Here is a 20,796-nt window from a genome sequence, read left to right on the forward strand (position 1 = left end):
CATTGGGAGCCGCTTGGCAAGCTGGCGCGTTATGCGCGGCAACGAAATGAAACCGGGGGTATCCATGCAGATCACGTCGCTCGCCGAACTCGACCGCGTGGCCGACGAGGCGCGCAAGCTGGTGACGAAACGCGCGCTCGTCTCGGCCGGCGCGGCGGTGGTGCCGGTGCCCGGCGCCGACCTGCTCGTCGACGCCAACATCCTGACCAAGCTACTGCCCGACATCAACCAGCGTTTCGGGTTGAGCAAGGATCAGGTCGCAAAGCTCGAACCCGATCGCGCGAAGCAGATTTTTCTGATCGCCGCCAATCTCGGCAACGGCGTCATCGGCCGATCGATCACCCGCCGCATCGTCACCGCGCTCGTTCGCCGCGTCGCGGCGCGCTATGCGACCAAATCGGTGCTGCGCTTCGTCCCCTTTGCCGGACAGGTCGCCGCCGCCGGTATCAGCTTCGGTGCGATGAAGCTGGTCGGCAACAGCCACATCGACGACTGTTATGAGACGGTGAAGCGCACGCTGGTTTGAGGGGGCCGGGGCAGACAGGCACGATGCCCGCCGCACTCCCACCCCTCGTCGCCCCCGCGAAGGCGGGGACCCATAGCCGCTGCCGTCGCGGTTCCAGCCAAGCCGTCAGCGTCTATGGATTCCCGCCTTCGCGGGAATGACGAAATGCCCTACGCCGCCAGTCCCTCCAGCGCCTCGTTCGCCTCCATCCACTTGGCCTCCGCCGCCTCGATCTCGGTGTCGAGGCTGGCGCGGCGCTTCATCAACTGCGCCATCGTCAACCGGGCGAGCGCGGGCGACGCCTGTCCCGCCATCGCCGCGTCCAGCGCGTCGCGCTGCTCGGTCAGCTTGGCCAGATCGCGCTCGATCGCCTGCGCGCCCTTGCGCAGCACCTGCGCCTTTTCGCGTGCTTCGGCCGCCGCCTTGCGGTCGTCCTTCTTGTTGGCCTTCTTCGCCTTTTCCTTGGCCGAATTGCCGAGGATCAGCGCGATATAGTCGTCGATCGTCCCGTCGAATTCCTTCGCCGTCCCCTCGTCGACCAGCACCAGCCGGTCGGCGGTCGCCTCCAGCATGTGGCGGTCGTGGCTGACCAGCAGCACGCAGCCGGTATAGGCGTTCAAGGCCTGCACCAGCGCCTCGCGCGCATCGACGTCCAAGTGGTTGGTCGGCTCGTCGAGGATCAGCATATGCGGTGCCTCGCGCGTGATGAGCGCCAGCGCCAACCGCGCCCGCTCGCCACCCGACAGCTTGCCGACCAGCGTGATCGCCTTGTCGCCCGAAAAGCCGAACCGGCCGAGCTGCGCGCGCACGGCGGCGGGGGTCGCGCCCTTCATCTGGCGCGTCATATGTTCGAGCGGCGTGTCGTCGGTGCTCAGCTCCTCCACCTGATACTGGGTGAAATAGCCGACCTTCATCTTGCCCGCCGCGTTCATGTCGCCGTCCATCGGCGCCAATTGCGCCGCGAGTAGCCGCGCCAGCGTCGTCTTGCCGTTGCCGTTGCGGCCCAGCAGCGCGATGCGGTCCTCGGGGTCGATCCGCAGGTTCAGCCGCTTGAGGATCGGCGTGTCGCCATAGCCGACGCTCGCCATGTCGAGCGTGATGAGCGGCGGGCGCAGTTCGTCGGGATCGGGAAAGTCGAACGTCAGGCTGGGATCCTCGGCCATCGCCGCGATCGGCTTCATCTTGGCGAGAATCTTAAGGCGCGACTGCGCCTGCTTCGCGGTCGAGGCGCGCGCGGAATTCTTCGCGACATATTCCTGCAACTTGGCGCGCTGCGTCGCCTGGTTGGCGCGCGCCGCCTCGATCTGCGCCAGCCGCTCGGCACGCTGCTTCTCGAAGGCGTCATAGCCGCCGGGATACAGCGTGATCTTGCCCTGATGCAGATGCAGGATATGGTCGACGACGTTGTTCAGGAAATCGCGCTCGTGGCTGACGACGACGATCGTCGCCTTGTAGCCTTTGAGGAAATCCTCCAGCCACATCACCGCTTCGAGGTCGAGGTGGTTCGACGGTTCGTCGAGCAGCAGCACGTCGGGCTGGCTGAACAGCAACGCCGCCAGCGCGACGCGCATCCGCCAGCCGCCCGAATAGCTCTCCAGCGCCCGCCCCTGCATCTCCTCGTCGAACCCCAGCCCGACGAGGATGCGCGCGGCCCGCGCCGGTGCGCCATAGGCGTCGATCGCCAGCAGCCGTTCGTGGATATCGCCCAGCCGGTCGGGATCGGTCATGGTCTCGGCATCGTGCATCAGCCGCGCGCGCTCGACATCGGCCTCCAGCACCGTCTCGAACGGCGTCGCCTGTCCCGCCGGGGCTTCCTGTGCGACATAGCCGAGGCGTGACCCACGCGGCATCTCGGCGGTGCCGGTATCGGGTTCGAGCTGCCCGGCGATCACCCGCACCAGCGTCGACTTGCCCGCGCCATTGCGCCCGATCAGCCCGACCCGGCTCCCCGGCGGCAGCGCCGCACTGGCATTGTCGAGGATCGTCCGCCCGCCAAGGCGCACCGTGATACCGTTCAGATTGAGCATGGGGCGGGCGCGTAGCAGTTTTCGCCGCGTTTGCGAAGGGTGGCGGAACAGTTCCGCGTCACGGTCGGAATTTGTTAACGCGGACCGTGCGAGCGTGTCTCGAACGCACCCGTTTCGGAATCACGAACGATATGACGGACAACACCTTGCCGACCCCCACCGACCTCGGTTTTCGCCGCGTCGCCCGTTTCGGCGTCCGGTCGGATCTCGCGAACGCCGGGCGCAAGCTGGTCGAGGGTAGCGACGGCAACCGGATCGCCTATCTCGTACAGGCCGACCGCGACAGCATCGCGCTGTTCGACGGCAAAGGCGCGGCAACTTATATGTGGATCGAGGCGGGGGCGCTGCGGCCCTGCTATGTTGGCATGGCCAACGGCGGCATGCGCAAGCGCGCGGTCGAACACGAACGAGGTTTCCACGGCACCTTGAAGGATCAGGCCGAGCACGAACGACGCCGGATCGCGGGCGACCCGTGCGCCGCGACGGCGGGGTTGGGCCATGCCGATCGTATCCGTGCGATGTGGGAATCCAACTCACGGCGCGAACTCGAACTATGGGTGCGGCCCGCCGAACGGGTGGAGATCTTCGGCGCCGAGGTCAGCCTTGCCGCCACCGAGGAGGCGCGACTGATTGCACTGTTCTGTCCGCCGTGGAACCGGGAACACAAGCCCCGGCAAGCCAAGGGCATCCAACATGCTTTGCCGAAGCCGTAGGACGTTCACCCGACCGCGAACCATCCCCGCAACTCGCCCTTCAAGATCTTGCCGTTCGCATTCCTCGGCAACACCGTGTCCGAAAACCGCACCTCCACCGGCACCTTGAAGCCGGCAAGCCGCTCGCCGACGAACACCTGCAACTCGGCCGCCTCGACGTGGCACCCCGGCGACAGATGCACCACCGCCACCGGCTCCTCGCCCAGCACGCGGTGCGGCCGGCCGATCACCGCCGCATCGGTCACGGCGGGATGGGCGTACAGCACGTCCTCGACCTCGATCGAATAGATGTTCTCGCCGCCGCGGATGATGATGTCCTTCGCCCGGTCGACGATGTAGCAGAAGCCTTCGTCGTCCAGCCGCGCCAGGTCGCCGGTACGGACCCATCCGTCGATGAAGGTCGCCGCCGTCTCCTCTAGCCGCTGCCAGTATCCCGCCACGATCATCGGCCCGCGCACCCATAGCTCGCCGACCTCGCCGACCGGCAGTTCGCCGGCGCCATCCACGTCCATCACCTTTAGATCGGCGACCGGCACCGGCGGCCCGCAACTGGTTGGCCTTGCTAGATAATCCTCGGCGCTGTGCTGGGTCACGGTCGCCATCGTCTCGGTCATGCCCCAGCCGTTGCCGGGCATCACCCCGAAGCTCTCGTGCAGCCGCCACACCAGATCGGGGGCCGACGGCGCGCCGCCATAGCTGATCGTCTCCAGCGAGGAGAGGTCATAGCGCGCCCGGTCGGGATGGTCGAGCAACTGCCACGCGATCGTCGGCACGCCGCCGGTCGCCTGCACCCGTTCGCGCTCGATCAGCGCCAGCGCCTCGCCCGCGTCCCATTTGCGCATCAGCACCATCGTGCCGCCGCTGGCCATCATCCCCATCAGCACCGCGCTGCACGCGGTGACGTGGAAGAACGGGATGACCAGCAGCCCCGTCTTGGGTTCGGGGGCGGGCGGCGGCATCTCCCCCCGGCGCAGCATCGTCCGGGTGGTGTTGTACGCCGACGACAGGATATTGGTCGCCAGATTGCGATGCGTGCCAAGCGCGCCCTTGGGGCGTCCGGTCGTCCCGCTGGTATAGAAGATCGCCGCCGGATCGTCGGGCAGGATCGCCACGTCCGGCAGCGCCGCTTCGGGCAGCGCAGACCAGTCGGCACAGGCCCCGATCACCGCCTCCAGCAGCTGTGCGGGAGCGGCCACCGGCCCGGTCGGCCGCGCGACCAGCATCGGCACCGTGCCCTCGCCGATCCGGGCATGGCGCTCGCCATCGACGATCGCCAGTTGCGCGCCCGAATCCGCGATCCCGAACGCCAGTTCGGCCGGGCTCCACCATGCGTTCAGCGGCACGCAGATCGCCCCGATGCCGACGATCGCAAAAAAGGCGACCGGCCATTCGGGCAGATTGCGCATCGCCAGCGCCACCCGGTCGCCCTTGCCGATGCCGATCGTCCGCAGATGCGCCGCCAACGCCGTGATCGCCCGGTACTGCGCGGCATAGCTTACCCGGTCGTCGCCATAGATTGTCGCCAGCCGGTCGCCATGCGTCGCCGACGCCCGCGCCAGCAGCGCCAGATCGGCCGGCGCATTGCGCCAGATGCGGGTGGCGATGCCGCCGATCAGCGCCTCGGCCATCTCGAACGGCGTACCCGGCGCGGTCAGCAGCGCGCGGATGTGCATATCCGACATCGCCGGCCACGCCGCACCACCCGCCCCTGTCATCGCCCGTTCGATCATTGCCTCCTAGAATATCGGGTTTGCCTGAAATTCCGGGCCACCCGCAACGGACTATTGATTAAGCAGGTGCCAAAGGCAATAGAAGGCCCAACCCGCCGCCGGATGTTAGAAGGACCGGTATGGCAAGCGATGGAGAGATGTCCGCAATGTCCGTCAAGACCGAACGCCATGGCGACGTGCTGGTCGCGATCGCCGACCACCCGCCGGTCAACGCGCTCGCCGCCCCGGTACGGCTCGGCCTGAAGGCCNAGCCGCCGGTGACGATTCCGTCCGCGCGGTCGTCATCGCCTGCGCCGGCAAGACGTTCTTCGCCGGGGCCGACATCACCGAATTCACCAAGCCGCCGGTGATGCCGCTGCTCCCCGAACTGGTCGACATGATCGAGGCATCGGACAAGCCGGTCGTCGCCGCGATCCACGGCACCGCGCTCGGCGGCGGCTGCGAGGTCGCGATTGCCAGCCATTACCGGATCGCGGTGCCCAGCGCGAAGCTCGGCACGCCCGAAGTGAAGCTCGGCCTGCTCCCTGGCGCCGGCGGCACCCAGCGCCTGCCGCGCCTCGGCGGCGTCGCGGTGGCGCTGGAACTGGTGGCGAAGGGTGATCCGATCTCCGCGGCGAAAGCGAAGGACGCCGGCCTGATCGACCGGCTGGCGGGCGAGGACAGCCTGCTCGCCGACGCCATTGCCTTCGCGAACGAGGTGGCGGACGTCCGCCCCCTGCCGCGCACCTCCGAAAAGCCGGTCCAGCCCGACCCCGAAGCCGTGGCCGCCTTCGAGAAAGCCAACGCCCGCCGCTTCCGGGGCTATGAAGCGCCCGCCGCCAACATCGCCTGCGTGGTGAAAGCGAGCGAAACGTCCTTCGCGCAAGGGGTACAGTTCGAGCGCGAGCAGTTCATGAAGCTGATGTTCAGCGTGCAGTCGGCGGCGCAGCGGCACATCTTCTTTTCCGAACGCAAGGCATCGCGGATCGACGGCATCGCCAAGGACATCGCGCTGCGCCCGGTAAACCGCGTCGGCGTGATCGGCGCGGGCACGATGGGCGGCGGCATCGCGATGAACTTCCTGTCGGCCGGCGTCCCCGTCACCATCGTCGAGATGCAGCAGGACGCGCTCGATCGCGGCGTCGCCACCATCCGCAAGAATTACGAGGCGACCGCCGCCAAGGGCCGGATGGCTCCGCAAGCCGTCGAGGCGGCGATGGGCCTGCTGAACGCTACGCTGGGCCTCGACGCGCTCGCCGACTGCGATCTGGTGATCGAGGCGGTGTATGAGGAAATCGCAGTCAAGCAGGACATTTTCGCCAAGCTCGACACCATCGCCAAGCCGGGTGCGATCCTTGCGACCAACACCAGTTTCCTCGACATCGACGTCATCGCGGCTGCGACCAAGCGGCCGCAGGACGTGCTCGGCATGCACTTCTTCTCGCCGGCCAACGTCATGAAACTGCTCGAAGTCGTCCGCGCCGAACACACCGCCGACGACGCGCTGGCAACGGTGATGGCCATCGCCAAGAAGATCCGCAAGGTCGCGGTGGTTGCCGGCGTCTGCCACGGCTTCATCGGCAACCGCATGCTGATCCCGCGTCAGGAGGAAGCGACTAGGCTGCTGCTCGAAGGCGCGACCCCCGAACAGGTCGACCGGGTGCATGTCGATTTCGGATTCCCGATGGGGCCGTTCCAGATGAGCGATCTGGCCGGCGTCGACATCGGCTGGCACCGCGATCCGACCCGGATCGAGAACATCCGCGACGCGCTCGCCGCCGAGGATCGCTGGGGCCAGAAGAAGGGCGCGGGCTTCTACGATTATGACGACAGGCGCACTCCGTCGCCCAGCCCCCGCGTCGCCGAGATCATCGCCGACTTCCGCGCAAAAACCGCCACGCCGCAGCATGACGTGACCGAGCAGGAGATTATCGAACGCACGCTTTATCCGATGGTCAACGAAGGCGCGAAGATCCTCGCCGAAGGCAAGGCGCAGCGCGCGTCGGACATCGATGTCGTCTGGGTCTATGGCTATGGCTGGCCGCCGTATCGCGGTGGTCCGATGTTCTGGGCCGATATGGAAGGGCTGAAGAAGATCGTCGCCGGCCTAGAAAAGCACGGCTTCGAGGTCGCGCCGCTGCTGCGCGAAAAGGCCGAGAGCGGCGGGCGGTTCAACTGAACCGCCCCGTCCGCCGACCGTTGGAGCAGCCATGACCGATAGCACGACCCTGGTCGCGAACCTCACCGCACTGCTCGACGTCGAGACGATCGATACCGACCTCTACCGGGGCGCGCGCAACCCCGGCGGGATCGGCCGGGTGTTCGGCGGTCAGGTGATCGGACAGGCGTTGCAGGCGGCGCAACGCTCGATCGGCGGCGACAAGATCGCCCACTCGCTCCACGCCTATTTCCTGCGGCCGGGCGACGAGGCGCATCCGATCATCTACCGGGTGGAACGCGACTTCGCCGGGCGCAGCTTCGCCAACGCGCGGGTGATCGCGATGCAGCGCGGACAGGCGATCCTCAACATGGCGGCGTCATTCCATCTGCCCGAGGACGGCATGCACCATCAGGACGCGATGCCCGCCGTGCCGCCACCCGACGAACTGCCGTCCGAAGCCGATCTGATCGAGGCGATGCGTGACCGCATTCCCGAACGGCTCTTGCCCTTGCTCAGCAAGGCGCGACCGATCGAGTTCCGCCCGGCCTCCGGCCGCCACTGGCTCGACCCGACGCCGCGCCCGCCCGAACAGGCGAGCTGGTTCCGCATCGTCGGACAGGTCGGCGAGGACATGGAACTGCACCGGGCGATGCTCGCCTATGCCAGCGACGCGATGCTGCTCGGCACGTCGATGCTGCCGCACGGCGTCAACTGGCTGATGGACCGGATGCAGGTCGCCAGCCTCGACCATGCGCTGTGGCTGCACGAGCCGTTCCGCGTCGACGACTGGCTGCTCTATGCCACCGACAGCCCATGGGCCGGCCATGCGCGCGGCCACAACAGCGGCCGCATCTTCACCCGCGACGGACGCCTGGTCGCCAGCGTGGCGCAGGAAGGGCTGATCCGGGTACGCGGCTGACGTTTCTGATCTGATCTGATCCAGCGTAGCTGGATCAGATGGCGGCACCGGCCCGCTCCCCCACCCGACCACCCACAGCGTATCCTGATTGGGTGGTCGGGTGGGGGAGCGGGCCGGTGCCGCATCCGCCGTCAGGCGGATCGAACCCTAAAACCGCACGTTCACGCCCGCCGTCACCGTCCGGCCGATCCGCGTCTCGAACAGCGTGTCCTGCCGGACGCTGTCGGTATAAAGGACGTTGCGCTCGTCGGTCAGGTTGGTCGCCTCGACGATCAGCTTGATCGTGTCGGTGATGCCATAGGAGGCCGAGGCATCGACATAGAGCGTCGGCTTGTTCCCCTGAAGATCGCTGCCGGGCGATGCCGGAATGCCGCGGATGAAGCGGTCGCGATAATTGGCGGTCGAGCGGATGCTGAACCGATCGTCCTCATAGAACAGCGTGCCCGACGCGGTGTTCTTCGACAGGCCGACCAGATCGTTGGTCGTCGTCACGGTCGGCACCCCGCCCACGCTGGCGAGGACATATTCGATCTCCGACGTCACGCGGGTGTAATTGGCCAGCACGCCCAGATTGCCGAGGAACCCGGGCAGGAAGTCGAGCCGCAACTGCGCGTTGACCTCGACACCCTGCAGCGGACCGCCCGGCGTGTTGAACGGCTGCGACACGGTGAACAGCTCGTCGGGCGAGGTCTGGCTGTTCTCCAGCAGGGCGTTGGGCAGCCCCAACTGGTTGAACGGGATCTGGCTGTTGACGTTCTGGATATAGCTTTTGATGTCCTTGTAGAAATAGGCGACCGACAGCAGCGAGCCCGGCTTGAAATACCATTCGAGCGCGGCGTCGAAGGTGTTGGCGCGGATCGGTTCAAGGAACGGGTTGTTGACGTTGCCGACACGCGTCACCGGATTGACCCCGCTGGTCGGCGTCAGGATGCCCAGTTCGGGCCGGGTCATCACCTTGGCGCCCGACAGGCGGATCAACAGGTCGCGAACCGGTTCGATCACGACGTTGGCGGACGGCAGCCAGTCGTCATAGCCGCGCCGCGCCTGCGCATATTGCCCGACGAGGTTGGTCGGCGAGGTTTGTCCTGCGGGCGGGGCGACCGCGATATAGCCCGAGGTGAACAGGTCGGTCTTGATATAGCGCACGCCCACGTCGCCGCGCACGCCGATGCCGAGCGTGTCGGTCAGATCGAAGTTGCCCATCACATAGGCGCCCTTGATCTCTTCCTTCACCCGGCTGCGCCCGCCGCCGCATTCGACGCCGCAATAGCGCACCGCATCGAAGCCGAAGGTCGAGGCCCATTTGTCGGGATCGATCGCCGCCCAGCTATTGGGCGCACCCGATCCGAACAGGTCGCCGACACCATCGATCTGCCGGGTGATACTGGCGAGGCTGGTCCCGGCGGGCAGCGCACGGACGACGGTGTCGGCGTTGTACGGCCGCAGGAACGACGAGACGAAATCGCTCTCGCGATACTGGCCGCCGGTCTTGACCGTGAAGCCTTCGGCGACGGTCCAGCCGAGATTGACCTCGCCGGTGAAATTGTCGGTCGTGTTCTTGGACGGCTTGCCCTGATAGCTGAACCCGCCGAGCACGGTGCCGTCCGACAGGCCGGGGGCGTAGGTGAAGTTCGCCGGGTTCGCGACATCGAAGCCGAAACCGATCGTCGGCGTGCTGCCCTTGCCGCGGAAGTCGATCGAGAAATTATCGCTGTCGATCACGTCCATGAACGTCTGCAACCGCTTGCGCCCGTCCCACACCGACTGGTTGCGCCCGACCAGCATCGTCAGTTCGAGCGCGTCGTTGAACCGGTGCTTCAGGTTGAAATTGGCCTGTTTGAAGGTCGAGACGAAGTGATCGACCAACCCTTCGGAGCGCACGTCGACCCCGTCGAACAGGCCGTAGAGCAGCGAGCCGTTCTCGCTGAACTGCGCGTCGCGGACCGACACCATCGGCTGCCCGTTGTTGGCGATCGACCGGCCGAACGAGATGCCGGCGATGTAATTGTCGCGACGCTCCACGTCGAAGCGCGAATAGAGCAGGTCGACCGAGATGTCGGTATTGTCGTCGGGCTTGAACTGCACGGTGAAGGTGCCGCCGATGCGTTCCTGATCCTGTTCGGAATTCAGGTAGCGCGGCAGGCGCGGGAAGAACGCGCCGCTGCCCGGCGTGTTGGGCAGGTCGGCGCGGCGCAGCCCGAGAATGGTGTTATACGCCGCGACCGATCCGGTGCGCGGATTGCCGGTAGAACAGTCGCCGATCGTCGCGCCCTTGGTTCCGAAGGCGGGATAGAGCGGATTGACGCCGACCGGCGAACAGAACAGCCCGTTGGTATTGGCCGACAGAATATCGACCGCCGAATAGCCGACCTCGCGCAGATGCCGCTTCTGATAGGCGACCGAGGCGAGGACGCCGAACGTGCCGTCGGCGAACTTCTTCGACACCAGCAGCGAGGCGCGCGGGTCGACCTGCTTCGACAATTCGTTCCAGATGCCACGCGCGGTCGCGGTCAGCACGAAATCCCCGCGCGCGTCGAGCGGCTTGGGCGCGGTCAGGTCGACCGTCGCGCCGAGCGAGCCCTCCTCGACATCGGCCGAGGGGGTCTTGCGCACCGACAAGGCCGAAAAGATTTCGGTCGGGAAGATGTTGAAATCGAAGCTGCGGCCGTTGTTGCCCGCGCCATAGATGTCGGACGAACCGGTCTGCGCGGTGCCCTCCATGCCGTTGATGCGGACCCGGGTGAAGCCCGCTCCCAGGCCCCGGACCGAGATGTTGCGCCCTTCCCCGCCATCGCCGCGCGCCAGTGCCACGCCGGGCACGCGCTGCATCGATTCGGCGAGGTTCGCGTCGGGAAACTTGCCGATGTCCTCGGCGACGATGCTGTCGACGGCCGCCGTCTCACGGCGCTTCTGGCCCAGCGCGCTGTCGAGCGAGGCGCGGAAGCCGGTGACGATGATCTCGCCTTCGTCGGCGGTCTGCGGCGTGACGGTATCGCCGCCGGTGTCGGCCGGGGTCGTCTGCGCGGCGGCAGGCACGGCGGCGAGCAACGCGACCGATAACGCCGCGAACGAGGCACCACGCCGCGCATGGATACGGAACTTCATCCTCTTCCTCTCCCTGTATCGGGATCACGAAACCTGTATCTCGCGTCCCATATTTTGATACTTATATGCACATAGTAGATCACGCCGCCGCGTCTGTCACCCGTCCTGATGCCCTTATGCGATCAAAAATTGCGCCGACGAGGCCGTGACTGGCTGGAGCGTCGAGACCGTTCGCGGTCGCCGCAGGTTTCAGGAGATTGCCGTAAATTACGTAAATCATTGGGAACCTGTCCGGCAACTTCGCTTGAACAATCGTGGCTATGCTCGTTCCCGAAAGGTAATTCGATGCTGGTGCGGTTTTCGGAAAGGTCGTGGGAATGGTCGCCCGGCACCATCGCCGCGCTGGCGCTGGCCGGGGTTCAGATCGCGCTGGCGCTGGCGGGCATGGCCCATCCGACGCTGCTGACGCTCCCGTTCCTGCTGCTGCTCGCCGCGCTGACGATCGCCGATGCGGTGCTGATCGCCTATGCCAGCCTGCCGGTCGAGGCGAAGGTCATGGCGGTCGCCGCGATCGGGCTGGCGCTGACCGGGGCGGCGATGATCCACGGCACGGTACGACCGGCAGCAGTGACGATCCCGGCGCTGGCCTCACCGGACGTCATGGCCGGGCCCGGCGCGATACCGCCGGTTTCCCGAACCGCCGGCCTGACGATCGCTCCGGGTGACGATGCCATCGCGGCAGGGTTCGGCACCGACGTCACCCGTCTGGTTGCTGAAGCCGGGGGCGACGTGGGCGATCCGCCCGAGATCGCCGCGACGATCAGCGTCGATACCGACGCGCTCGGCACCGCCTATCGGCTCGTCTGGTCGATCCGGCGCGGCGCGGACCGGCGGTGGTGCGGACAGAGCATGGTCCGCCATGCCTCACGCGAGGCGGCGGCGCGCGCCATCGCCGCGCTGATCGTGGCGGCACGATCGATCCCGGCAACGGAAGGGCTGCGATGCGACTGATTCGGCGAACTATTCGGGGTATCCGTACTTTGCGTGAACTGGCACTGGCGCACGACCGGCGCGGGGCGGCGGTGGTCGAACTCGCGCTGGCCTTGCCGGTCCTGCTGACGCTACTGTTCGGTATCCTGACCGGGGGGACGTGGCTCGCCATGTCGCACGCGGTCCAGCAGAGCGCGAACGAAGCCGGACGCGCCGCGCTGGCCGGATTGACGCAGGGCGAACGCGCGACGCTGGCCACCAATGCGGCGCGTACCACGCTGGCGCATACCTATGGCGTCGCCGCAAGCGCAGTGACGGTGACGGTGCAGGACGACGGCCAGCGGCTGACCGTCACCACCCGCTACGACGGCACCGCCAATCCGTTGCTGGCGCTGCCAATCGTGCCGGCGCAGAGCAAGACGATCGAGCGCCGCGCGACGATGTTGCTGACGGGGTTGTAGATGCGACGGCGGGCGCCTGTGTCGGGACTGATCGATCGCCGCGACGGCAATGTCACGATGCTGATGGCCGGCGGGTTGGCGATGCTGCTCGGATCGGCGGTGCTGGGGGTCGATACCGCCTCGCTGTTCCTCGAAAAGCGGCGGTTGCAGGGCGTGGCCGACGCCGCCGCGCTCGCCGCCGCCGCGCAGGTCGAGGATGGCACCAACCGTGCGCAGGCGGCGGTCGCCACCGCCCCGGCCAACCAGACCCGCCTGACCGCGATGACGATCGGCCGGTTCGATCCCAACCCGGCGATCGCGCCCGGCGCACGGTTCACCGCCGGGGCGCTGCCGTCCAATGCAGCGCGCGTGTCGCTCGAAAGCCGGATGCAGCCGATCTTCGCCCAAGTGTTCGGGCGACAGGCGACGCCGATCGCCGCGCGCGCCACCGCCGCGCGGATCGATCTTGCCGCCTTTTCGATCGGGTCGCGGCTGGCGGCGGTGCGCGGCGGCCTGCCCAATGCGCTGCTGTCGCAACTGGCCGGCACCGAACTGCACCTGACCGTCATGGACTATACTGCGCTGGCCGGGGCGCAGGTCGACCTGTTGCGGATGAGCGAGTTGCTGCGCAGCGACATCGGGTTGCAGGCGGTGACGTTCGGCGAGGTGCTCGGCACGCGGATCGCGCTGCCCAAACTGGTGACGGCGATGGCCGGCGCGACCGCCAATGCTGCGGCGGCGCAGGCGCTGCGGACATTGGCCGGGCGGCTGCCCAACCGCAACGTGCGGCTCGACACGATCATCGATCTGGGACCGCTGGCCGGCGCGGTGCGCAGCGATCCGACACGGCCGGTGGCGAGCGATGCCTTCACCCTGCTGCGCGAATCACTGCTCATCTCGGGCGGGACGCGGCAGGTGCAGACCAGCGTCGACCTCGGTATTCCCGGCATCGGCGAAATCCGGATGTGGCTGGAAATCGGCGAACACGCCGCGAACAGTCCATGGCTGTCGATCGGCGCCAGCGGCGAGCGGGTGGTCCGTACCGCGCAGACGCGGCTGTGGCTCGACGTTGCGCTGGTCAACGTGCCGCTCGGCCTCGCCGCCGTTCGTACCCCGATCTATGTCGAACTGGCCGAGGCGGAGGCGAAACTGGCCTCGGTCGGCTGCAACGGCGGGCGGGCCAGGGCGAGCGCGGCGCTCGACGTGACGCCGGCGGTCGGTCGGGTCGCCATCGCCGACCTCGATCCGGCGGCGCTCGGCAATTTCCAGCGGGCGATGGAGTTGCGCCCGGCGCGCGTCGTCGCGCTGCCGCTCGCGTCCGTCTCGGCGTTCGCCGACATCCGGCTGGGCGGCACGCAGGCGCAGCGCGTCACCTTCAACGCCGGCGAGATCGACGGCGGCACGGTCAAGACCGTCGCGACCAACGACGTCGCGCGGGGCGTCGCCTCCAGCCTGATCCGCAATGTCGACCTCGACGCGCGGGTGCTGGGCCTCGGATTATCGGTCGGTCCGTTGGTGTCGAGCGTTGGCAACGTCCTGGCACTCGCCGCGCCCGCGCTCGACATGGTGGTCGATCAGGTCACGGGCCTGGCCGGCGTGCGGATCGGCGAGGCCGACGTCCGGGTGAACGGCGTACGCTGCGGCACGCCGATGCTGGTGGGATAGTCAGGACCGGGTCAGCAACAGCACCGCGCCTTCGCTGCCATAGCTGCCGTGCATTTCCGACATCGCCACGCTCACCGGCACCCCCTGCCCTTCGTTGTTGAGCATCACCGTATCGATCGTCCCGATCCCCCCTTCACTGAGAACGGTATCGAGCGCCTTGCGAAAGGCGACCCGGTGCGCCACCGGCACGAGATCGGCGACGGCGACGTGGCGCAGCCGCTCGGCGGGCAACTGGATCAGCCCCGAAAAGCTCGCATCGACCTGTTCGATATGGCCGCGGGTGTTGACGCAGGCATAGCCGACGCCGTCATGCCCCTCCACCGCCGCGCGGATCGCCTCGCGCCGGTCGCCCATCCGGTGGCGCTGCACGTCGTCGGTAATATCCTGGAACAAGATGGTCACATGCCGGGCATAGGGATGGACGTCGACGCGGATCCAGTTGCCCGGCCGGAACAGCGACGGCAATTCGGCGGTACACGGCTCCTTGCTCGCCACGGCGCGGCGGACATAGGTCCCGACGAGCGACCGGCGCAGCGTCGGCACCGCCTCGAAGATCTTCTGCCCGACCAGCGAGCAGTCGGCGTGATCGACCATTACATGCGCGACCTGGTTCGCGACCAGCACGGTCATCTCGTAATCGATCTGGAGCACGCCGTTGCGCAGGCAATCGGCAAAGCGCTGGACCGCGTCGATCACCGGTTGCGACGATCCGTCCCCCGACGGAACCTGCCGCAGACTGTCGTAATGCGACACGGTGGTCAGTACATGGGTCGGCCGGCCGTGATGGGTTACGACGATCGCATCATCGGGGTGCATCTGGCGCAACTGACCAAAGCGGCGCGCAAGATCGGCGGAAGATACCGACAGTGATTTCGGCACCGGTACGGTCGGAACAGTCTCGTCGAATGGGAGCACCGCCAACCTCCAATATAAGTAAACTTACATCAATTATCTAACTAATATCGTATTTTAGCGACCGACTTGGGAAAAAATCAATAGATGCAGCGTGATTGCGCGCGAACTGACCTGCAATTTGGCGAAGTATATTTTCGCCGATTTCAGCGGCGATTGTGATAGCGATACCAGTTCGTTAGTCCGGGTCGAAAAAAGAGGGGGGATGCCATGCGCTGGAACGTGATCATGTTGCTGGCCGCGATGATCGGATCGCCGGCGGCTGCCGGGCCGTGGGTAGCGGGGTGGACGACGTCACCGTTGAAAACCAATGCCGAACAGATGCTGAACCCGCAGCAGGCGACCGGTACGACCATCCGTCAGATCGTGCGGCTGTCGCTCGGCGGGCGGGCGGTGCGGGTGCGGTTCACCAACGCCTTCGGCGCGACGCCGCTGCGGATTGCCGGCGCGCATGTCGCGCTGGCCACCGGTCCGGCAGCGGCCACGACCAAGCAGGCAAGCGACCGGGCGCTGACCTTCGCCGGGCGGGGCGACGTGACGATCCCGGCGGGGGCGGACTGGTGGTCGGATCCGGTCACGCTGCCGGTCGCGGCGTTCGACGATCTGGCGATCAGCATCCGCTTCGCCGAACTGCCGCAGCAACAGACCGGCCATCCCGGCGCGCGCACGCGAAGCTGGATCGCGCCGGGCGATGCGCTGGCCGACCCCGCCTTTGCCGGTGCCGCGCCGGTCGAACGCTGGTTCCAGATCGCGGGCGTCGAGGTCGACGCCGTCCCGACCGCGCGGGCGATCGTCGCGTTCGGTGATTCGATCACCGACGGATACGGGACCAGGGACGGGGTAAATGCGCGCTGGACCGACGGACTCGCCCGCCGGCTTGCCGCGCATCGTACGACGCGCAGCGTGGCGGTGGTCAACCACGGCATCGGCGGCAATTGCGTGCTGATCGAATGTAGCGGCCCCAATGCGCTGTCGCGGTTCGATCGCGACGTGCTGAGCCAGCCGGGCGCGCGCTATCTGATCCTGCTCGAAGGGATCAACGATCTGGGCGGCCTCGCCCGCGAACGATCGGTAAGCGCCGCAGAGCGCGACGCCCATACCGCGCGGCTCATCGCCGGCTATGCGCAGATCGTCGCCCGCGCGCGATCCCGCGGGTTGCGCGTCATCGGCGGCACGGTGATGCCGTTCGTCGGCAACGACTATTATCACGCCGATGCGCAGGCCGAAGCGGCGCGGCAGGCGGTCAACCGATGGATTCGCACCCCCGGCAATTTCGACGCGGTGATCGATTTCGACCGGGCGGTCCGCGATCCCGCGCATCCCGACCGGTTGCTGCCCGCCTATGATTCGGGCGATCATCTCCACCCCTCGGCGGTCGGATACAAGGCGATGGCCGACGCCGTGCCGCTGACGCTGTTCGAGCGGTGACGCCCGACCTCGATCGCGATGGCGCACGGCACCTGCCTGGTGCCGCCGCCACCGCGGTCACCGCGATCGAGGCGGCACTGGCGCACGTTCCGCCCGAACGGGCCGGCGTGCGGTTGCACGGTATCGGCGCCTTGAGCGACCTGTTGTCGGGCACCGGTGCGATCGGGCGACTGGCGGCGGCGGTGCTGGGCCACCGGACCAGGCCGGTGCGGGCGTTGTTGTTCGACAAGACGGCGGACACCAACTGGGCGCTCGGCTGGCATCAGGACCGGACGATCGTCGTCGCACGACGGCATGACATTCCCGGCTACGGGCCATGGACGGTCAAGCAGGGGTTGCAGCATGTCGCGCCGCCGCCCGATTTGCTCGCCGCAATGGTGACGATGCGCGTACACCTCGACCCCGTGCCCGGCACCAACGCGCCGTTGCTGGTGGCCGGCGGATCGCATCGGCTGGGGCGGATTGCGGAAGGCGATATTCCCGCCATCGTCGCGGCATCGCCCCGCTTCGTCTGTACCGCCGATCGCGGCGACGTATGGCTCTATTCGACACCGATCCTGCATGCGTCGGACGCGGCGGCACACCCGTCGCGGCGGCGGGTGTTGCAGGTCGATTATGCCGCCTGCGACCTGCCCGGCGGGCTGCGCTGGGCGGGAGTGTAGCTCTTGGCAGGGGATCGGGGTGGCACCATTTACGACTGTGACCGCGTGTCGAAGGGACCATCCATGATCGATCTGCATTTCTGGCCGACGCCCAATGGGCACAAGGTGACGCTGTTCCTCGAGGAAGCGGCAGTGCCTTACACCATCGTGCCCGTGGACATCGCCAATGGCGAACAATTCCGTCCCGAATTTCTCGCCATCTCGCCCAACAACCGGATGCCCGCGATCGTCGATCACGAACCGGCGGGCGGCGGCGAGCCGATCGCGCTCTTCGAATCGGGGGCGATCCTGCTGTACCTCGCGGAAAAGACCGGTCGCTTCCTGTCCGCCGATCCGCGTGGGCGGTATGACGCGATCCAGTGGCTGATGTGGCAGATGGGCGGGCTGGGGCCGATGTCGGGCCAGAATTTCCACTTCAACGTCTATGCCCCCGAAAAACTTCCCTATGCGCAGGACCGGTATCGGCGCGAGACGGCGCGGCTGTACGGCGTGCTCGACAAGCAACTGGGGACCCATGAGTATCTGGCCGGCGATTATTCAATCGCCGACATGGCGTCCTATCCGTGGCTCGTCCCGCATGAGAAGCTGGGGCAGGATCTGAACGACTTCCCCAACGTCAAACGCTGGTTCGACGCGATCGCCGCCCGCCCCGCGACCAAGGCGGCGTATGACAAGGGCGAGGCGATCGGTCGGGGCGAGACGCCGATGACCGACGAACAGCGCCGGATCCTGTTCGGCACGCCCAAGGCGGATTGACGCGACGGGTTGCGACAAACTGCGACAAAGTGATCGGCGAGGCGACATAGCGCGGCGACAAGTCGTGGGCATACGGGGTGCATCCTCCACCGGGGATGTGCCCCGTTCCACCGAAAGGCCTCGCATGCGACCGTTCCTGATTGCCGCCTCGCTCCTCGCTTCCGCCGCACCGGGCATGGTGATGGCGCAGCAGCCCGCGCCCCAGCCGCCCCGCCCGATGGCCGATGGCGTGCTGACCCGCGCCGAAGCGCTGGCGCGTGCCGACCGGCGTTTCGACGCGATCGATACCGACCGCGACGGCCGGATCAGCGCCGCCGAACGCGCCGCGCTGCCGCAGCGTGCGCCGCGCCCGGCGGTTGATGCCGGCACCCCGCCGCCTCCCCCCGCCCCCGGCGGTCCGCGCGGCTTTGGTGGCGCGCGGATGCTGGAGCGGGCCGATACTGACCGCGACGGCGTCATCACGCGTGAGGAATATCGTGCGCAGGCAGGCGCGGCGTTCGACCGGCAGGATGGCAACAAGGACGGCCGGATCGATGCCACCGAACGCCAACAGTGGCGCGACCAGCGGATGGAACGCCGTGGCGACCGCGCGGCGGACTGACCCTTCCACCACCGGACGGTGCCATTCCCGGCACCGTCCGGCGGTTCCCTTGATCTACAGGCTCGCCTAGCATGTCCGACATGGCCGATATTCCGCACCTGTTGCTCGTCGACGACGAACGATCGATCCGCGAACCGCTCGCGCAATATCTCACCAAACAGGGATTCCGCGTGACCCAGGCGGGCGATGCCGAGGGCGCGCGGGCGCGGCTCAACGCCTATGCGATCGACCTCGCGATCCTCGACATCATGATGCCGGGCGAGGACGGGCTGTCGCTGTGCCGCCACATCCGCGAGACGGGCGACACGCCGGTGATCCTGCTGACCGCGCGGGCCGAGGAAACCGACCGGATCGTCGGGCTGGAGATGGGCGCCGACGATTATGTCGTGAAGCCGTTTTCCCCGCGCGAACTGGCCGCGCGGGTGAAGGTGGTGCTGCGCCGGACCGCCAGCGGCGCGGTGCGCCAGCATGCGCCGGAGGCGGGATCGTTCGCCTTTTCCGGCTGGGTGCTCAAGACCGGCGAGCGCGCGCTGGTCGATCGTGAGGGCGTGTCGGTGCCGCTCTCGACCGGCGAATACAACCTGCTCCACGCGCTGGTGACGAGGCCGCGACAGGTGCTGACCCGCGACCAGTTGCTCGACCTGACGCAAGGGCGCGAGGCGGCGGCGTTCGACCGGGCGATCGACAATCAGGTCAGCCGGCTGCGCAAGAAGATCGAGGCCGATGTGCGCAACCCGGAGATCATCAAGACGGTCTGGGGCGGCGGCTATACGCTGGCCTCCGAAGTGACCCGGCTGTGAAACGCCTGTGGCCAGCCAGTCTGCCGGGGCAGATCGCGCTGCTGGTCGCGATCGCGCTGTTCGTGGCGCAGGCGATCAATTTCGGCCTGTTGCTGCGCGAACGCCGCGCGTTCCGCTTCGCCGAGGTGACGCTGCCCGCCGTCACCCGGCTGGTCGATGCCGCCGAACGGGTGAATTCGCCCCGCCCCGTCGTCCCCGATCCGCGTCGTGCCGACCGGTTGCGCGGGGTCCGGCTGGTCACTCGTGCCCCCGCCGTGCCCGGTGGCGAGCATGAAACCGATGTCGAGGCAGCGATCCGGCGCGGCTTCGCGGATGCCGGGATTACCGTCGGCCGCATCGAGGCGCGGGTGCGTGCGGTCGAGGAAGCCGACATCCGCGCCCGGCAGACGGACCGTCGCCGGGTCGAACGGTTGCGACGGATGGGGGCGATGCTGGGCGTCGTCGTGGAACTGCCGGGACGCGGCTGGCTGGTCGCGAACAATCCGTGGCCGATCGCCGAACGCGGGCTGCTCTGGCGATTGCTGGCGCAGACGCTGATCCTGTACGTGATCGTGCTGGTGCCGGTGCTGTGGGTCGGGCGCGGCATCGCCAAGCCGCTGCGCGGGCTGGCCGGGGCGGCGCGCGCGTTCCAGCCGGGACGGCCGCTGCCCGAGATCGAACCGTCGGGGCCGCAGGACGTGCGGCTGCTGATCGCCGCCTTTGCCGACCTTGCCCGGCGGGTGAATGCGATGATCGAGGAAAAGGACCGGATGCTCGGCGCGATCGGCCATGACCTGCGCACCCCGCTGGCGGCACTCAGGGTACGGATTGAGTCGGTCGAGGACGATACCGATCGCCAGCGCATGGCCGAGACGATCGACGAGATGAACGCGACGCTGGAGGACATCCTGTCGCTCGCCCGGCTGGGTCGTCCGAGCGAACCACCGACCGACGTCGACGTGGCGGCGCTGGTCGATGCGGTGGTCGAGGATTTCCGCGATCTGGGCGCGGCGGTCGATTTCGTCGAGGCGGCGCGGGTGCCGCTCAGGATGCGGCCCAATCTGATGCGCCGCGCGGTGCGCAACCTGATCGAGAACGCGGTCAAATATGCCGGCGCGGCCGAAGTGCGGGTAGAGACGGGCGCGCAGGCGGTGACGATCATCGTGTGCGATCGTGGCCCCGGCATTCCGCCCGACCGGCTGGACGCGGTGTTCGATCCGTTCACCCGGATCGAGACGTCGCGCAACCGCGGCACCGGCGGCATCGGATTGGGCCTTGCGCTGGCCCGTGCGATCGTGGGCGATGCGGGGGGCGAGATCACGTTGGCCAACCGCGACGGCGGCGGGCTGGACGCGACGATCCGGCTGCCGCGGTAGGTCGGATCAATATCAAGTTCGCTGACGCAGGACGACCGCCCTATCCCCTGTCGTCACTCCCGCGAAGGCGGGAGGCCATATGCGCCAGCGTCACGACTCCAGCCGAAA

16 protein-coding genes and 1 pseudogene are annotated in these 20,796 nt (G+C 67.6%); 13 read left to right on the forward strand and 4 right to left on the reverse strand.

Annotation, left to right across the window (positions count from 1 at the left end; all coding sequences use genetic code 11):
- The first annotated feature begins 64 nt into the window (after positions 1-64).
- Positions 65-526, forward strand: coding sequence for a hypothetical protein (locus ASE78_RS11275; RefSeq protein ID WP_156351477.1), 462 nt, complete (start codon positions 65-67; stop codon positions 524-526).
- Positions 527-675: 149 nt separating this feature from the next.
- Here the strand turns inward: ASE78_RS11275 and ASE78_RS11280 are convergent, their stop codons facing one another.
- The gene (locus tag ASE78_RS11280; protein WP_056497102.1) at positions 676-2,532 is read right to left on the reverse strand and encodes an ABC-F family ATP-binding cassette domain-containing protein; all 1,857 of its coding nucleotides are present in this window, start codon (positions 2,530-2,532) and stop codon (positions 676-678) included.
- Positions 2,533-2,663: 131 nt separating this feature from the next.
- On the opposite strand from ASE78_RS11280, the gene ASE78_RS11285 reads away from it, so the two are divergent.
- Positions 2,664-3,245 carry a hypothetical protein gene (locus ASE78_RS11285; protein WP_056497105.1) on the forward strand — a complete coding sequence of 194 codons (582 nt, stop codon included), beginning with the start codon at positions 2,664-2,666 and terminating at the stop codon, positions 3,243-3,245.
- 5 nt (positions 3,246-3,250) lie between these two features.
- On the opposite strand, the gene ASE78_RS11290 is transcribed toward ASE78_RS11285, so the two are convergent.
- Positions 3,251-4,975: a class I adenylate-forming enzyme family protein gene (locus ASE78_RS11290; RefSeq protein ID WP_056497108.1), complete on the reverse strand. Its 1,725-nt coding sequence runs from the start codon at positions 4,973-4,975 to the stop codon at positions 3,251-3,253.
- 249 nt (positions 4,976-5,224) lie between these two features.
- Between ASE78_RS11290 and ASE78_RS11295 the strand changes: the two are divergent.
- A pseudogene (locus ASE78_RS11295) lies at positions 5,225-7,133 on the forward strand (3-hydroxyacyl-CoA dehydrogenase NAD-binding domain-containing protein); the annotation flags it as partial.
- Between the two features lie 31 nt (positions 7,134-7,164).
- A complete protein-coding gene (locus tag ASE78_RS11300; RefSeq protein WP_056497111.1) occupies positions 7,165-8,034 on the forward strand; it encodes an acyl-CoA thioesterase in 870 nt (289 codons plus the stop codon).
- Positions 8,035-8,181: 147 nt separating this feature from the next.
- On the opposite strand, the gene ASE78_RS11305 is transcribed toward ASE78_RS11300, so the two are convergent.
- Positions 8,182-11,139 (reverse strand): TonB-dependent receptor, encoded by a 2,958-nt coding sequence (locus tag ASE78_RS11305; RefSeq protein WP_056497114.1) that lies wholly within the window; start codon positions 11,137-11,139, stop codon positions 8,182-8,184.
- A gap of 285 nt (positions 11,140-11,424) precedes the next feature.
- Between ASE78_RS11305 and ASE78_RS11310 the strand changes: the two genes are divergently transcribed.
- Genes ASE78_RS11310 through ASE78_RS11320 form a run of 3 tightly spaced genes read left to right on the forward strand, consistent with a single transcriptional unit; the run spans position 11,425 to position 14,174 of the window.
- The gene (locus tag ASE78_RS11310; RefSeq protein WP_056497118.1) at positions 11,425-12,090 is read left to right on the forward strand and encodes a hypothetical protein; all 666 of its coding nucleotides are present in this window, start codon (positions 11,425-11,427) and stop codon (positions 12,088-12,090) included.
- Positions 12,091-12,119: 29 nt separating this feature from the next.
- Positions 12,120-12,530, forward strand: coding sequence for a TadE/TadG family type IV pilus assembly protein (locus tag ASE78_RS11315; protein ID WP_056497121.1), 411 nt, complete (start codon positions 12,120-12,122; stop codon positions 12,528-12,530).
- An 18-nt stretch (positions 12,531-12,548) separates the two neighbouring features.
- A complete protein-coding gene (locus tag ASE78_RS11320) occupies positions 12,549-14,174 on the forward strand; it encodes a pilus assembly protein TadG-related protein (RefSeq protein ID WP_162236497.1) in 1,626 nt (541 codons plus the stop codon).
- Here ASE78_RS11320 and ASE78_RS11325 read toward each other — a convergent pair whose 3' ends face one another.
- Positions 14,175-15,089, reverse strand: coding sequence for a PAS domain-containing protein (locus ASE78_RS11325; RefSeq protein WP_156351478.1), 915 nt, complete (start codon positions 15,087-15,089; stop codon positions 14,175-14,177).
- Between the two features lie 207 nt (positions 15,090-15,296).
- Between ASE78_RS11325 and ASE78_RS11330 the strand changes: the two genes are divergently transcribed.
- The 6 genes from ASE78_RS11330 to ASE78_RS11355 all read left to right on the forward strand — a co-directional run bounded on the left by ASE78_RS11330 (position 15,297) and on the right by ASE78_RS11355 (position 20,688).
- Positions 15,297-16,514 carry an SGNH/GDSL hydrolase family protein gene (locus ASE78_RS11330; protein WP_056497130.1) on the forward strand — a complete coding sequence of 406 codons (1,218 nt, stop codon included), beginning with the start codon at positions 15,297-15,299 and terminating at the stop codon, positions 16,512-16,514.
- On the forward strand, positions 16,511-17,176 hold the full coding sequence (locus ASE78_RS11335; RefSeq protein ID WP_055755488.1) for a phytanoyl-CoA dioxygenase family protein: 666 nt from the start codon (positions 16,511-16,513) through the stop codon (positions 17,174-17,176). The genes ASE78_RS11330 and ASE78_RS11335 overlap by 4 nt, the downstream gene beginning before the upstream one ends.
- Positions 17,177-17,239: 63 nt before the next feature.
- Positions 17,240-17,932, forward strand: coding sequence for a glutathione binding-like protein (locus ASE78_RS11340; protein ID WP_056497133.1), 693 nt, complete (start codon positions 17,240-17,242; stop codon positions 17,930-17,932).
- 124 nt (positions 17,933-18,056) lie between these two features.
- Positions 18,057-18,533: a hypothetical protein gene (locus ASE78_RS11345; RefSeq protein ID WP_056497136.1), complete on the forward strand. Its 477-nt coding sequence runs from the start codon at positions 18,057-18,059 to the stop codon at positions 18,531-18,533.
- Between the two features lie 80 nt (positions 18,534-18,613).
- On the forward strand, positions 18,614-19,333 hold the full coding sequence (locus ASE78_RS11350) for a response regulator (RefSeq protein WP_055755485.1): 720 nt from the start codon (positions 18,614-18,616) through the stop codon (positions 19,331-19,333).
- A complete protein-coding gene (locus tag ASE78_RS11355) occupies positions 19,330-20,688 on the forward strand; it encodes a sensor histidine kinase (RefSeq protein WP_082467166.1) in 1,359 nt (452 codons plus the stop codon). Before ASE78_RS11350 ends, ASE78_RS11355 begins: the two co-directional genes overlap by 4 nt.
- Positions 20,689-20,796 lie beyond the last annotated feature (108 nt).

The organism is Sphingomonas sp. Leaf25, from assembly GCF_001421635.1.
Classification (GTDB): domain Bacteria; phylum Pseudomonadota; class Alphaproteobacteria; order Sphingomonadales; family Sphingomonadaceae; genus Sphingomonas.